This window comes from Curtobacterium sp. MCBA15_016 (genome assembly GCF_001865105.1).
In the GTDB taxonomy this organism is placed as follows: Bacteria; Actinomycetota; Actinomycetes; order Actinomycetales; family Microbacteriaceae; genus Curtobacterium.
Genome location: NZ_MJGR01000010.1, coordinates 56,497 through 70,711 on the forward strand (window position 1 = coordinate 56,497; position 14,215 = coordinate 70,711).

A 14,215-nucleotide genomic window follows, 5' to 3' on the forward strand; every position below is an offset into this window, starting at 1 on the left:
CGAAAGCGACGAAACGATGCAGAACACCCAGCGCCCCTCCGGGATGCCGATCCACAAGTACGTCCCCTTCCACGAGCAGATCCGTGTCGACCTCCCGGACCGCACCTGGCCGACGAAGCGCATCGACGAGGCACCGCGTTGGTGCGCGGTCGACCTGCGCGACGGCAACCAGGCCCTGATCGACCCGATGGACTCCGAGCGCAAGCGCGCCATGTTCGACCTGCTCGTCCGCATGGGCTACAAGGAGATCGAGGTCGGGTTCCCGAGCGCCTCGCAGACCGACTTCGACTTCGTCCGCTCGCTCATCGACGAGGGCGCGATCCCCGACGACGTCACGATCCAGGTGCTGACCCAGGCGCGCGAGCACCTCATCAACCGCACGTACGAGGCGATCGACGGCGCGAAGCAGGCCATCGTGCACCTGTACAACTCGACGTCGATCGTCCAGCGCGAGGTCGTGTTCCGCACCGACGTGCAGGGCGTCGTCGACATCGCGGTGTCCGGCGCGAAGCTGTGCCGTGCGGCCGAGGCGACCCTGCAGCACGACACGAAGGTCTTCTACGAGTACTCGCCCGAGTCGTACACGGGCACCGAGCTCGAGGTCGCGGTCCAGATCTGCAACGCCGTGCTCGAGGTCTTCGAGCCGACGCCCGACCGCAAGGTGATCATCAACCTGCCGGCGACCGTCGAGATGGCGACGCCGAACGTCTACGCCGACTCGATCGAGTGGATGTCCCGCAACCTGGCCCACCGCGAGGACGTCATCCTCTCCCTGCACCCCCACAACGACCGTGGCACCGCCGTCGCGGCCGCGGAGCTCGGGTACATGGCCGGCGCCGACCGCATCGAGGGCTGCCTGTTCGGCAACGGTGAGCGCACCGGCAACGTCGACCTGGTCGCACTCGGCATGAACCTGTTCACGCAGGGGATCGACCCCGAGATCGACTTCTCGGACATCGACCAGATCAAGCGCACGGTCGAGTACTGCAACCAGCTGCCGGTGCCGGAGCGCCAGCCGTGGGCGGGTGACCTCGTCTACACGGCGTTCAGCGGCTCGCACCAGGACGCCATCAACAAGGGCTTCGAGGCCATGAAGGCCAAGGCCGCGGCCGCCGGCAAGGACATCGACGAGATCGCGTGGGCGGTGCCGTACCTGCCCGTCGACCCGAAGGACATCGGCCGTTCGTACGAGGCCGTGATCCGCGTCAACTCCCAGTCCGGCAAGGGCGGCGTCGCCTACCTGCTCAAGACGGACCACTCGATCGACCTGCCCCGCAAGCTGCAGATCGAGTTCTCCGGGGTCGTGCAGCAGCGCACCGACGCCGAGGGCGGCGAGTTCTCGTCCGAGCGCATCTGGGACCTCTTCCGCGACGAGTACCTGCCCGCGGCAGACGAGTCCGACAAGTGGGGCCGCTACGAGATCACGAAGACGGCGACGTCGAGCGACTTCGACGGCACGACGAAGCTCTCGGTCGCCCTGCGCGTCGACGACGGCTCGATCACGTCCGACGCCGTCGGGACGGGCCCGATCGACGCGTTCCTCACGGTCATGCGGGAGCAGGGCGTCGACGTGACGCTCTACGACTACTCGGAGCACACGATGAGCGCGTCGGGTGACGCGCAGGCCGCGTCCTACGTCGAGCTCGACGTCGACGGCGTCCGGCTGTGGGGCGTCGGGATCGACGCCGACATCGCCACCGCGTCGCTCAAGGCGATCGTCTCGGCGGTCAACCGCGCGGTGCGCGCGGGGGCTGCGTCCGGCGCGTCGGAGCTGGTCTCGGCGTAACGCGTTCCGTCCAGGAGGCGCGGTGCGGGTCCGTCCCGCACCGCGCCTCCTGTGCGTGGTCGCGCTGGTGCGTGCGTGCGTGCGCGCGCGCCGCGAGCGGGACGTTTCTGTCCCGCTCGGCGGTGGCGAGCAGCGCCTTCCGCCCGCTCCGCGGACGTGAGCGGCGTGTCGCGCCCGCTCGCCCGCCCGCCCGCCCGATCGCACGCCGCGAACGCTCGCGCGCCGCGAGCAGCGCGGCGCGTCGCGTCGGTGGCGCGGGGGATACTGGACCAATGCCGCTGTACCGGGACGAGTGCGTCGTGTTGCGCACCCACAAGCTCGGTGAGGCCGACCGCATCGTCACGATGCTGAGCCGGCAGCACGGCAAGATCCGGGCGGTGGCGAAGGGCGTCCGGCGGACCGCGTCGAAGTTCGGGTCCCGGCTCGAGCCGTTCATGGTCGTCGACGCCCAGTTCTACGAGGGCCGCTCGCTCGACATCGTCACGCAGGCCGAGTCGCTCGGTTCGTACGGCGCGCAGATCGTCGCCGACTACGGGGCCTACACCGCCGCCAGCGCGATGGTCGAGACAGCCGACCGCCTGAGCGAGGCCGACGCCGGACTGCAGCAGTACCTGCTCCTCGTCGGGGCGCTCCGGTCGCTGGCGCGCGGCGAGCACGTGACGAGTGCGACGCTCGACTCGTACCTGTTGCGCGCGATGAGCATCGCGGGGTGGGCACCGTCGTTCCGCGACTGCGCGGTCACCGGCGAGCCCGGGCCCCACTCGGCGTTCGTGGTGCAGCTCGGCGGCGTGGTGGCGGACCACGCGGCGCCTCCGGGGACACCGCGGCTCGACCCGGACACCCTGCAGCTCCTGGGCTCACTGCTCGCCGGCGACTGGAGCACGGTGGACGCGTCGGACGAGCGCACACGCTCCCGGGCGTCCGGCGTGGTGGCGGCGTACGCCCAGTGGCACCTGGAACGATCGCTCCGGTCGCTGCCGCACGTCGACCGCACCGAGCTCCCGTCCCCGGTCCATCCGACACCGGGTGGTGTGCCCGCCGCGGTCGCCGCGACCCCGGCACCCACGCTGCCGGAGCCGCCGGACCCGTCCGACAACGCGACCGGCAACGTGCCGGGCAACGCGTCCGGCAACGCGCCCGACCACGCGCCCGACCACGCGCCCGACCACGGAGGAACCCCTGCATGAGCCCTCGCCGGTACGCCGAGTCCGAGCCGCTGAAGCCCGTCGACTGGACGGGTGAGCACCCTCCAGCGATCCCGCTGCAGTTCGTCCCCGAGCACGTCGCGATCGTGATGGACGGCAACGGCCGCTGGGCGAACCAGCGCGGCCTCACCCGGGTCGAGGGGCACCGCGCGGGTGAGGCATCGCTCCTCGACGTGGTCGCCGGCGCCGTGCAGATCGGCGTCAAGCACGTCTCGGCGTACGCGTTCTCGACCGAGAACTGGAAGCGCTCACCCGACGAGGTCCGCTTCCTGATGGGCTTCAACCGCGAGGTCCTGCACCGCCGCCGCGACCAACTGAACGCGTGGGGGGTCCGGATCCGGTGGGCGGGACGTCGGCCGCGGCTCTGGCGCAGCGTGATCGACGAGCTGCAGACCGCCGAGCGCATGACCGCCGACAACGACGTCTGCACGCTGACGATGTGCGTCAACTACGGCGGTCGGAACGAGATCGTCGACGCGGTCCGGGGCATGGCCGAGGACGTCGCCGCCGGGCGCCTCAAGCCGAGCCAGGTCACCGAGAAGGCCCTCGCGAAGCGGCTGTACGTGCCGGAGCTGCCGGACGTCGACCTCTTCCTGCGGAGCTCGGGGGAGCAGCGGACGTCCAACTTCATGCTGTGGCAGTCGGCGTACGCCGAGATGGTGTTCCTCGACCGGCTGTGGCCGGACTTCCGTCGCACCGACCTGTGGGGAGCGATCGAGCAGTACGCGCGCCGCGATCGACGGTTCGGCGGGGCGGTGGACGCACCGACGGCCTGACAGGAGGCGCGGGGCGGCGCCGACCCGCGCCTCCCGTCCGACGGTTCCCGGCTCGACCGAGCGCCCGCCTCCGGCTCAGCCGAGCAGGTGCGCCGCGCCGCGGACCGCGTCGAGCGCGGCGCGGACGCTCGGCACCCGGTCCGCGCCCCGTGCCACCACCACCTCGACGCGCCGCGCGAGCTCGTCGCTCGCCGGCGTGACCGAGACGCCGGGCGGCACCACGGTGGTCGTGAGCGCGAGGCGGGGGAGCAGGGCCACACCGAGGCCCGCCGCGACCAACCCGACGACCGCCGCGGCGTTGTCCGTCTCGAGGACGATGTCCGGGGTGAAGCCGGAGGCGGCGCACGACGCGAGCAAGTGCCCTCGGCAGCGCGGGCACCCGCCGATCCATCGCGCCTCGCGGAAGGCGGCGAGGTCCGCGACCGCGTCGGCACCGTGCGCGGACCCGCTCAGTGCCGGGGCAGGCGTCACGAGGGCGAGCGGGTCGCGACCGAGCACCCGGGTCGTGAGCGTCGGGTCGGCGCCGACGTCGTCGCCCTGCAACGCGTGGGAGAACGTCAGCGCCACGTCGACCTCGCCGCGGCGGAGGAGCTCGACGGCCTCCGGCGGTTCGGCCTCGACGTACGAGGTCACCACGCCCGGGCTCGTGACCGACATCGCGGCGAGCACCGGCGGCACGAGGGTCGACGACGCGCTCGGGAACCCGGCGATCCGCACCCGTCCGCGGGCGAGGCCGCCGACGGCGTCGAGGTCCTCCTGCGCTGCCGCGAGGGCTGCCTGCACGGCGAGGGCGTGGTCGGCGAGGACCCGTCCCGACTCGGTGAGCGTGACGCCGCGCGCTCCGCGGAGCACGAGCTCGTGGCCCGTCCGGCGTTCGGCGCGGGCGAGCAGCTGGCTCACCGCGGGCTGGCTGTACCCGAGGGCGGCGGCCGCGCGGCTGATCGAGCCGGCGTCACGGACGGCGCGCAGCACGCGGAGGAGTTGGGGATCGAGGTCGTCCACAACGTCATGTTATGGGGGATCGAAGAAGCCTGCCCTGGTGTGATGGACGACCCCGCGCCACCGTGGAGGCATGGACTCCTTCGTCGACGGCTCCGGCTACCTCGCGGCCTGCACCGCCGGACTCCCCACGCGCGGCACGCTCGCCGCCATGCGCGCCGACCTCGACGAGTGGGAGCACGCCGCGTCCACGCCGGTCGCGTACGGCGCGCTCGTCGAGGAGGGTCGCTCGCTCTTCGCGCGCATCGTCGGCGTCGACCGGGCACGGGTCGCCACGGGGTCACAGACCTCCGCCATGGTTGCGGTCGTCGCCGCTGCGCTGCCGGACGGCGCCGAGGTGGTCGTCCCCGACGGCGACTTCAGTTCGCTCGTGTTCCCGTTCCTCGCCCAGGCGCACCGCGGGGTCCGGGTCCGGAGCGTCCCGCTCGCCTCCCTCGCCGACGCGGTGCGGCCCGGGACGTCCCTCGTCGCCTGGTCCGCGGTGCAGTCGTCGAGCGGCGTCGTCACCGATCCGGAGCCGGTGCTCGAGGCGGCTCGGACCGTCGGCGCGCTCACGCTGTGCGACCTCACGCAGGCCGCCGGTGTGCTCCCGGTGGACGCGGCCCCGTTCGACGTGACGGTCACGCACGCCTACAAGTGGCTGTGCGCGCCGCGCGGGGTCGCGTTCTCGACGTTCTCGGACGCCGCGCTCGCACGGCTCCGCCCCGTGCAGGCCGGGTGGTACGCGGGCGCCGACGTGTGGGCGTCCTGCTACGGCCCCGCGATGCGGCTCGCCGACGACGCGCGTCGGTTCGACGTCTCGCCGGCGTGGCAGGCATGGCCGGGCGCGGTGGCTGCGCTCCGGCACGTCGCCGCGCTCGACGCGACGTCGTCCTGGAGGCACGCCACGCGTCTCACGGACCGGCTCGCCGACACGCTCGGGTCACCTCGGAGCGGTCAGGCGATCACGACGTTCGCGGACGCCGACGGCGCGGCCCTCCGGGCCCTCGCGGCAGCCGGGATCACCGCGAGCGGGCGGGCCGGTCGGCTCCGGCTGGCGTTCCACCTCTGGAACGACGAGGACGACGTGACGCGCGTGGCGGACGCGCTGGGCGCGGTGGACGGCTTCAGACCGGAGGGGTGAGGCCCGTTCTCCACAGGCACCGCGCCTCCCGTCCGCCGAGGCCCGTGAGGCCGGTACGCTTGCCCGGTACGTTTCCGAACCGGGCACCCAGCTCGGCGACCTCTGGAGCATCCCGTGGCACAGTCCTCCCGTCTCGACAGCGTCATCGCCCTGGCCAAGGGCCGTGGCTTCGTCTTCCAGTCGGGGGAGATCTACGGCGGATCGCGCTCCGCGTGGGACTACGGGCCCCTCGGCGTCGAGCTGAAGGAGAACATCAAGCGGCAGTGGTGGCAGCGGTTCGTCCGCGGCCGCGGTGACATGGTCGGCCTCGACTCGGCCGTGATCCTGCCGCGCAAGGTGTGGGAGGCGTCCGGGCACGTCGCGACGTTCACCGACCCGCTCGTCGAGTGCCTGCACTGCCACCACCGGTTCCGCGAAGACCACCTCATCGAGGCGTTCGTGGCGAAGAAGGACCGGCAGCCCGAGGGTGGCATGGCCGAGATCGCGTGCCCGAACTGCGGTACCCGCGGCCAGTGGACCGAGCCGCGCGAGTTCTCCGGCATGCTCAAGACCTACCTCGGCCCGGTCGAGTCGGAAGAAGGCCTGAACTTCCTCCGCCCCGAGACCGCGCAGGGCATCTTCGTGGACTTCGCGCAGGTCGTGACGACCAGCCGCATGAAGCCCCCGTTCGGCATCGGCCAGGTCGGCAAGGCCTTCCGCAACGAGATCACGCCCGGCAACTTCATCTTCCGGACGCGCGAGTTCGAGCAGATGGAGATCGAGTACTTCGTGCCGCCGGCCTCCGCGCAGGAGCACTACGAGCAGTGGATCGCCGACTCGGTCGCGTTCTTCACCGACCTCGGCATCGACCCGGAGAACCTGCGGCGCTTCGACGTCCCGGACGGGGAACGCGCGCACTACTCCGACGCCACCGCCGACATCGAGTACCGCTTCGGGTTCGCGGGCACCGAGTGGGGCGAGCTCATGGGCGTCGCGAACCGCACGGACTTCGACCTCAACAACCACATCGAGTCCTCCGGCAAGGACCTCCGGTACTTCGACCAGGCCGCGAACGAGAAGTACGTGCCGTACGTCATCGAGCCGTCGTTCGGTCTGACCCGCGCGCTCATGGCGTTCCTGCTCGACGCCTACCACGAGGACGAGGCGCCGAACGCGAAGGGCGGCGTCGACAAGCGCACGGTCCTGCGGCTCGACCCGCGGCTCGCTCCGGTCAAGGCCGCCGTCCTGCCGCTGTCCCGCAACGAGCAGCTGTCGCCGGTGGCGCGCGGCCTCGCGGACGACCTGCGCAAGTACTGGAACGTGGACTTCGACGACGCGGGAGCGATCGGCCGTCGCTACCGTCGCCACGACGAGATCGGCACGCCGTTCTGCATCACGGTGGACTTCGACACGCTCGAGGACAAGGCCGTGACGGTGCGCGAGCGCGACACGATGTCGCAGGAGCGGGTGGCGCTCGACCAGCTGCAGGGGTACCTCGCGGCGCGGTTGCTCGGCGCGTAGGCGCGGTGCGGCGTCGCGCGGCGGCGCGGCCGTTCGCACAACCAAAAGCACCCCGAACCACGCTGATGCGCGGCGCGGGGTGCTTTTGGTTGTGGGCCGCGCCCGCCGCGCCCGGCAGCGCGGGAATGCGGCTGCGGCGGCCCCGGTTGCGACCAGCATGAACGACTCTGTGAAGGTCGATGTCTGGTCGGACATCGCCTGCCCCTGGTGCTACATCGGCAAGCGGAAGTTCGAGGCCGGCGTCGCCGCCTTCGCCTCGACCCCGAACGGCGCCCCGGTCGAGGTCGAGTACCACTCCTTCGAGCTCAGCCCCGACACCCCCGTGGACTTCGAGGGCACCGAGGCCGAGTTCCTCTCCGGCCACAAGGGCATGCCCGTCGAGCAGGCGCAGCAGATGCTCGACCAGGTCTCCGGCATCGCCGCGAGCGTCGGCCTCGACTACGACTTCGAGTCGATGCACCACACCAACACGGTGAAGGCGCACCAGGTCATCCACCTGGCGAAGGAGCAGGGCAAGCAGCTCGAGATGGTCGAGCGCCTCTTCGCCGCCTACTTCGAGCGTGGTGAGCACGTCGGTCAGGACGAGTCGCTGGCGTCCCTCGCGGCCGAGGTCGGCCTCGACCCGGACGAGGTCCGCGCCACGCTCCGCGACGACTCGCAGCTCGCGGCCGTCCGCGCCGACCAGGCGCAGGCGCAGGCGTACGGCATCAACGGCGTCCCGTTCTTCGTCATCGACGGCAAGTACGGCGTCTCCGGCGCGCAGGACCCGGCTGCGTTCGAGCAGGTGCTGACGCAGGTCGTCGCCCTCCGCGGGACGACCCCGTCGGACGTCGCCGAGGCCGAGCAGCGGTCCGCCGAGGACGCGGCAGCAGACGCGGAGGCGACCCGATGACGGACGTCCGCGTCGACGGCTCGGCCGAGCCGCGCCTCCAGTCCGACGGCCAGGAGGCGCGACCCGCCCTGCTCACGCTCGTCACGCCCGGCGGTGCGCCGGTCTGCGAGGGCGACTCGTGCTTCGTGCCCGGCGCCGAGGGTGTCTGGACCGAGGTCCCCGACTGAGCGGGTGCTAGCGGACGGGCTCCTCGTCGGTGATGTCGGCGACCGTTGCGCCGTACGCCGCGATCAGGTCGTCGGCGTCGACGAAGGCGCTCGCGCCGTGCCGACCGGCGCCGAGGGCGACCCGATGTCCGAGGATCCGCTCGTCGGCGTAGACCGGCAGGTCGCCGGTCGCGCCGATGGGCGTGATGGTGCCGCGTTCGTAGCCCGAGGCCTCGAGCGCGGTGGCGGCGTCGGGCATCGAGAGCTTGTTGACGCCGACGACGGTGCGGAGCTTCTTCCAGGCGATGGCACGGCCACCGGGCACGAGGGCGAGCAGGAAGCCGCCGTCGTGCCGCTTCACGACGAGGGTCTTCACGATGTCGCCGGGCTCGATGCCGAGCAGTGCGGCTGCCCCGTGCAGGGAGTCCGCGGCGGGGCGCTCGACCACGTCGACCCGGAGCCCTCGGGCCCGTGCGTCGGCGTCGAACCTGGTGATGGCGTCGGTCGTCATGTGGAGAACGCTACCGGCGCGCACCGACGTGGGAGGATGGGAGACGTATGACGATCACTGACGCACCCGGGACGGCGACCCGTCCGGCGAAGCCCCTGCGCATCGGCCCCATCGAGGTCGACGTGCCGGTCGTGCTCGCGCCGATGGCGGGCATCACGAACATGGCCTACCGCCGGCTCTGCCGCGAGTACGGCGCCGGCTTGTACGTGTGCGAGATGATCACCTCGCGCGCGCTCGTCGAACGCACTCCCGTGTCGATGCAGCTCATCCAGCACCACGAGTCCGAGACCCCGCGGTCGATCCAGCTGTACGGCGTCGAGCCGAACACGGTGGCCGAGGCGGCGACGATCCTCGTGGGCGAGGACCGCGCCGACCACATCGACCTCAACTTCGGGTGCCCCGTGCCGAAGGTCACGCGCAAGGGCGGCGGAGCGGCCCTGCCCTGGAAGCTCGACCTCTTCAAGGAACTCGTCACGAAGACCGTCCGGGCCGCCGGGGACGTCCCCGTCACCGTGAAGATGCGCAAGGGCATCGACGGCGACCACCTCACGTACCTCGACGCCGCCCGCATCGCGCGGGACGCCGGCGTCGCGGCGGTCTCCCTGCACGCCCGCACCGCCAACGAGCACTACTCGGGCCACGCGGACTGGTCGGCGATCGCGACGCTGAAGGAGACCATCACCGACATCCCGGTGCTCGGCAACGGCGACATCTGGTCCGCTGCCGACGCACTCCGCATGGTCGACGAGACCGGGGCGGACGGCGTCGTCGTCGGGCGCGGGTGCCTCGGTCGGCCGTGGCTGTTCGGCGACCTCGCGGCGGCGTTCCGCGGCGAGGGGTTGCGGTACATGCCGTCCCTCGGCGAGGTGGCGGTGGCGTTCAAGCGGCACGCCGAACTGCTCGTCGAGTTCTTCGGCAGCGAGGAGCACGGCTGCCGCGACGTCCGGAAGCACGTCGCCTGGTACTTCAAGGGGTACCCGATCGGCGGCGACGTCCGGTCCGGGCTCGCGATGGCGTCCAGCCTGCAGGAGATCGACGACCTGCTCGGGCAGCTCGACCACGACGCTCCGTACCCCGGTGCCGACGCCGAGGGGCCCCGAGGTCGTGCGGGCCACCCGAAGCGCACGGCCCTGCCCGACCGCTGGCTCGAGTCGCGCGACGTCGACAGCGAGTTCCGCAAGGTCCTCGCCGCCGCCGAGCTGCACCACAGCGGCGGATGAGCGCCACGAGTTCGTACGGGCCGGCCGACGCCGAACGCTGGCTGCCCGAGACCCACGGCAACCGTCGGTCCGACTTCGCCCGCGATCGCGCCCGGCTCCTGCACTCGAGCGCGCTCCGACGGCTCGCCGCGAAGACCCAGGTGCTCAGTCCGACGACCGGGCTCGACTTCGCCCGGAACCGTCTGACGCACTCGCTCGAGGTCGCCCAGGTCGGCCGCGAGCTCGCCGACTCGCTCGGCCTCGACCCCGACGTCGTGGACACCGCCTGCCTCGCGCACGACATCGGGCACCCGCCGTTCGGCCACAACGGCGAGACGGCCGTGAACGCGTGGGCGGCAGGCATCGGCGGGTTCGAGGGGAACGCGCAGACGCTGCGGCTCCTCACCCGGCTCGAGCCGAAGGTGTACGGCGCCGAGCCCGAGGACCACCGCCCGTACGGGCTGAACCTCACGCGGGCATCGCTCGACGCCAGCTGCAAGTACCCGTGGCCGGCGGCCCAGGGCGTGTCCGAGGCGTCGTCCGGCCGCACCAAGTTCGGCTTCTACGACGACGACCACGACGCGTTCGAGTGGCTCCGGGCCGGGGCTCCCCGTCGGCAGCGCTGCATCGAGGCGCAGGTCATGGACCTCTCGGACGACATCGCGTACTCGGTGCACGACTTCGAGGACGCCGTCGTCGCGGGCTTCATCGACGTCGCTGCCCTGGGCGACCGCGTCGGCGAGAACGACATCGTGTCGGCGATGCACGCCTGGGTCGGCTCGGACCTCAGCCGCGACGAGCTGCTCGAGGCGTTCGACCGGCTCCGCTCGCTGCCGCTGTGGATGACCTCCTACGACGGGTCGCGACGAGACCTGGCGCGGCTGAAGAACCTCACTTCGCAGCTGATCGGTCGGTTCGCGCGGACGGCGACCGCGGCGACCCGGGAGTCCTACGCCTCGGGCTCCCTCGTGCGCTTCGCGGCGTCGGTCGTGACCCCGCCCGAGATCATCGGTGAGATCGCCGTGCTGAAGGGCATCGTCGCGGCGTTCGTCATGACGCAGGGCGATCGGCAGCCCGTGTACGAGGACCAGCGGCGGATCCTGACCGAGCTCCTCGACGCCCTCGCGGCGAGCGGCAGCGCCGACCTCGAGCCGGGCTTCGCGGCGGACTGGCGTGCCGCGTCCGACGACGCCGGGCGGTTGCGGGCCGTGGTCGACCAGGTGGCGAGCCTGACCGACCAGGGTGCGCTGGCGTGGCACAAGCGGCTCGTGGTGGGGGACCGCGAGACGGTGCACATCCCGGTCTGACGGTCCGCGCACGGCCACGTGCGCCGCGCCCTGGATGCGACCCGCGGCGGGGCGGCGCCGGCGGGGCGGGGCCGAGCCGCGCCTCCTGGCCGTTGTCCACAGGTCTCGTGACGGTCGGCCGACGTCGGTCGCACGAACTAGGATCGAGGGGTGGCTGGGAGGATCGCGCGGAACGACATCGACGAGGTCCGCTCGCGTGTCAACATCGCCGACGTCGTCGGCGACTACGTGACCCTGAAGTCCGCCGGGGTGGGGTCGTTGAAGGGCCTCTGCCCCTTCCACGACGAACGCTCCCCGTCGTTCCACGTCCGTCCGCAGGTCGGGCGGTACCACTGCTTCGGCTGCGGCGAGGACGGCGACGTCTTCGACTTCGTCATCAAGCAGGACCACACGACCTTCCAGGAAGCCGTCGAGCGGATGGCCGCGAAGATCGGCTTCACGCTCCACTACGAAGAGGGCGACGGCCCCCGCACCGACTACAACGCCCGTGCGCGGCTCATCGCCGCGAACGAGGCGGCGCAGCAGTTCTACACCGCGCAGCTCACGACGGCGGCGGCCGAGCCGGCCCGGCAGTTCCTCGGTGAGCGCGGGTTCGACCCCGCGGCGGCTCAGCACTTCGGCGTCGGCTTCGCCCCGAAGTCGTACGACGCACTGCGGGACCACCTGCGCGGTCGTGGGTTCTCGCTCGAGGAGATCGTCTCCGCCGGACTCGTCAGCCAGGGCGACCGGTCGCCGTACGACCGGTTCCGCGGGCGCCTCATGTGGCCGATCCGCGACGTCACCGGGGCGACGATCGGCTTCGGTGCGCGGCGGCTGCTCGAGGACGACAAGGGCCCCAAGTACCTCAACACGCCCGAGACCCCGATCTACCACAAGAGCCAGGTGCTCTACGGGCTCGACCTCGCCCGGCGGGACATCTCGAAGCAGAAGCAGGTCGTGATCGTCGAGGGGTACACCGACGTCATGGCGTGCCACCTCGCCGGCATCACCACCGCGGTCGCCACCTGTGGCACGTCGTTCGGCGTCGACCACATCAAGGTGCTCCGGCCGATGCTCGGCGACTCGGCCAGCCGCGACCTCTCGCAGCTCGGCAACATCGTCTTCACGTTCGACCCGGACGAGGCCGGGCAGCGCGCTGCCTCGCGGGCGTTCGCGGAAGAGAGCCGCTTCGCCTCGCAGACCTACGTCGCGGTCGCGCCGGGCGGGCTCGACCCGTGCGACCTCCGGCTGGCGCGGGGTGACGCCGCGGTCACGCGCCTCATCGAGACGAAGCGCCCGATGTTCGAGTTCATCATCCGTCGCCGGCTCGCCGCGCACGACATCGAGACGGCCGAGGGGCGCGTCGCCGGCCTCCGCGACGCCGCACCGGTCGTCGCGGGCATCCGCGACCGGACCCTCGCGACGGCGTACACGCGCGAGACCGCCAAGTGGCTCGGCCTCGACATCCCCGAGGTGCGTCGCGCGGTCGAGAACGCCCGCCAGCGCGCGGGTGCGTCGACGACCGAACACCGATCAGGAGGCGCGGCTCCAGCCACGCACCCCGGCTCCGGTGGCGAGGCGGTCGCCGTCCCGGACGAGCCCGTGGCCGGGCTCCGACTCCTGCCGAGCGACCCGATCACCCGCATGGAGCGCGACGCCGTGATGGCGATGGTGCAGCAGCCCGGGCACGTCGGAGCGCCGCTCCTCGGGTTGGCGGCGGCCGCGACCTTCTCGGCCCCGATGCTGTCCGTCGTGCGGGACGCCGTCGTGGCGAACGTCGACGCGATCGGCGCGGGGGACTGGCTCGAACGGTTGCTGCAGGACGTGCCGGGGCCGTTCCGTGGCCTCGTGCAGGAGCTCGCGCTCGCACCGATCCCGGCCCGCACCGACGAGGACCTGGCCATCTACGCGCGGAGCATCGTCGTCGCGTTGGTGGAGCGGGACCTGCTCGCGCGGAAGGCATCGCTGCTCGGGCAACTGCAGCGGGCAGACCCGAACGAGCAGGCCGATCGGCGGGCGGAGATCCAGCGGCAGCTCGTGGACATCGACGCGCAGCGGATGCGGTTGCGCGCGGACGCCGAGGCGGCGGCGAACTCGTAGGCGGGTCGCGGCGCCCACCTGGCTGCCGTGCGGTCGGGCGCCCGTGGTCGCCCGTGGTCGCCCGCGCGGGGTCGCTCGCCCCGGGTTCGTTCGCCGAGGTCGCCCGCCGAGGTCGCACGACACGCCGCGTGCGTGTCGCCGAGGTCGCACGAACGGCCGATCGGTAGCGCTCGGAGCGGCACTTCGTGCGACCTCGGGCCAGGGGCCAGCCACGCGCACGGGGTGGACCCGCGTGCGGTGGACGTGACCGGAGCGTCACCGGGGGATGCGGTGCGGACTGGTGCCGCGCCTCCAGGGTGCCGAGATCGCACGACGCGCCGCGTGCGTGTCGCCGAGGTCGCACGAACGGCCGGCGAGGCCGCCCGCGGACGGCACTTCGCGCGACCTCGGCGCTGCCGGCCGGCACGGTCGCAGGCTGGCGACGCCGAGCGGGCGGGACGCGCCGCGTGCCGGGCGGCGAGCGGGCGGAACATGCCGCATGCCGGGCGTGAGGGGTGTGCATTTCGCCCGCTCGCGACCCGGCGAACCCGGCGAGCCCGGCGAACCCGCCGGATCGCCGACGGCGACCGCGAGCGGGCGGAGCACGCTGCTCGCCGGGCGCGAGCGGTGCGGACATCGCCCGCTCGCGCGCCGGGGCGCCGGAGCGCCCGCCGGATGCCAGGCGCGAGCGGTGCGGACATCGCCCGCTCGCG

General features: G+C 72.4%; 11 protein-coding genes and 1 pseudogene. 10 read left to right on the forward strand and 2 right to left on the reverse strand.

Going from position 1 to position 14,215, the window contains the following annotated elements; all coding sequences use genetic code 11:
* Positions 1 to 16: 16 nt before the first annotated feature.
* The 3 genes and pseudogenes from leuA to BIV03_RS04585 all read left to right on the forward strand — a co-directional run bounded on the left by leuA (position 17) and on the right by BIV03_RS04585 (position 3,767).
* Positions 17 to 1,786 (forward strand): 2-isopropylmalate synthase, encoded by a 1,770-nt coding sequence (leuA, locus tag BIV03_RS04575; RefSeq protein WP_071294827.1) that lies wholly within the window; start codon positions 17 to 19, stop codon positions 1,784 to 1,786.
* Between the two features lie 272 nt (positions 1,787 to 2,058).
* Positions 2,059 to 2,781, forward strand: a pseudogene (gene recO / locus BIV03_RS04580) (DNA repair protein RecO); the annotation flags it as partial.
* Between the two features lie 188 nt (positions 2,782 to 2,969).
* The gene (locus tag BIV03_RS04585) at positions 2,970 to 3,767 is read left to right on the forward strand and encodes an isoprenyl transferase (protein WP_070418701.1); all 798 of its coding nucleotides are present in this window, start codon (positions 2,970 to 2,972) and stop codon (positions 3,765 to 3,767) included.
* Between the two features lie 75 nt (positions 3,768 to 3,842).
* Here BIV03_RS04585 and BIV03_RS04590 read toward each other — a convergent pair whose 3' ends face one another.
* Entirely contained in the window at positions 3,843 to 4,769 is a 927-nt protein-coding gene (locus tag BIV03_RS04590; protein WP_071294828.1) for a LysR family transcriptional regulator, read from the reverse strand.
* Positions 4,770 to 4,839: 70 nt separating this feature from the next.
* Here BIV03_RS04590 and BIV03_RS04595 point away from each other — a divergent pair, with 70 nt between their 5' ends.
* From BIV03_RS04595 to BIV03_RS19450, 4 genes are all read left to right on the forward strand, one after another.
* Entirely contained in the window at positions 4,840 to 5,889 is a 1,050-nt protein-coding gene (locus BIV03_RS04595; protein WP_071294829.1) for an aminotransferase class V-fold PLP-dependent enzyme, read from the forward strand.
* A 114-nt stretch (positions 5,890 to 6,003) separates the two neighbouring features.
* Positions 6,004 to 7,389, forward strand: a complete 1,386-nt coding sequence (locus BIV03_RS04600) for a glycine--tRNA ligase (RefSeq protein WP_071294830.1) — start codon at positions 6,004 to 6,006, stop codon at positions 7,387 to 7,389.
* A gap of 157 nt (positions 7,390 to 7,546) precedes the next feature.
* The gene (locus tag BIV03_RS04605) at positions 7,547 to 8,281 is read left to right on the forward strand and encodes a DsbA family protein (protein ID WP_071294831.1); all 735 of its coding nucleotides are present in this window, start codon (positions 7,547 to 7,549) and stop codon (positions 8,279 to 8,281) included.
* Positions 8,278 to 8,448: a hypothetical protein gene (locus BIV03_RS19450; RefSeq protein ID WP_175473623.1), complete on the forward strand. Its 171-nt coding sequence runs from the start codon at positions 8,278 to 8,280 to the stop codon at positions 8,446 to 8,448. The genes BIV03_RS04605 and BIV03_RS19450 overlap by 4 nt, the downstream gene beginning before the upstream one ends.
* A 7-nt stretch (positions 8,449 to 8,455) precedes the next feature.
* Here BIV03_RS19450 and BIV03_RS04610 read toward each other — a convergent pair whose 3' ends face one another.
* Positions 8,456 to 8,938 carry an aminoacyl-tRNA deacylase gene (locus BIV03_RS04610; RefSeq protein WP_071294832.1) on the reverse strand — a complete coding sequence of 161 codons (483 nt, stop codon included), beginning with the start codon at positions 8,936 to 8,938 and terminating at the stop codon, positions 8,456 to 8,458.
* Between the two features lie 47 nt (positions 8,939 to 8,985).
* Between BIV03_RS04610 and dusB the strand changes: the two genes are divergently transcribed.
* The 3 genes from dusB (at position 8,986) to dnaG (ending at position 13,523) form a co-directional block, all read left to right on the forward strand.
* Positions 8,986 to 10,158 carry a tRNA dihydrouridine synthase DusB gene (gene dusB, locus BIV03_RS04615; protein ID WP_070418707.1) on the forward strand — a complete coding sequence of 391 codons (1,173 nt, stop codon included), beginning with the start codon at positions 8,986 to 8,988 and terminating at the stop codon, positions 10,156 to 10,158.
* A complete protein-coding gene (locus BIV03_RS04620; protein ID WP_071294833.1) occupies positions 10,155 to 11,444 on the forward strand; it encodes a deoxyguanosinetriphosphate triphosphohydrolase in 1,290 nt (429 codons plus the stop codon). Before dusB ends, BIV03_RS04620 begins: the two co-directional genes overlap by 4 nt.
* 150 nt (positions 11,445 to 11,594) lie before the next feature.
* A complete protein-coding gene (gene dnaG, locus BIV03_RS04625) occupies positions 11,595 to 13,523 on the forward strand; it encodes a DNA primase (protein WP_071294834.1) in 1,929 nt (642 codons plus the stop codon).
* The last annotated feature ends 692 nt before the right edge of the window (positions 13,524 to 14,215 follow it).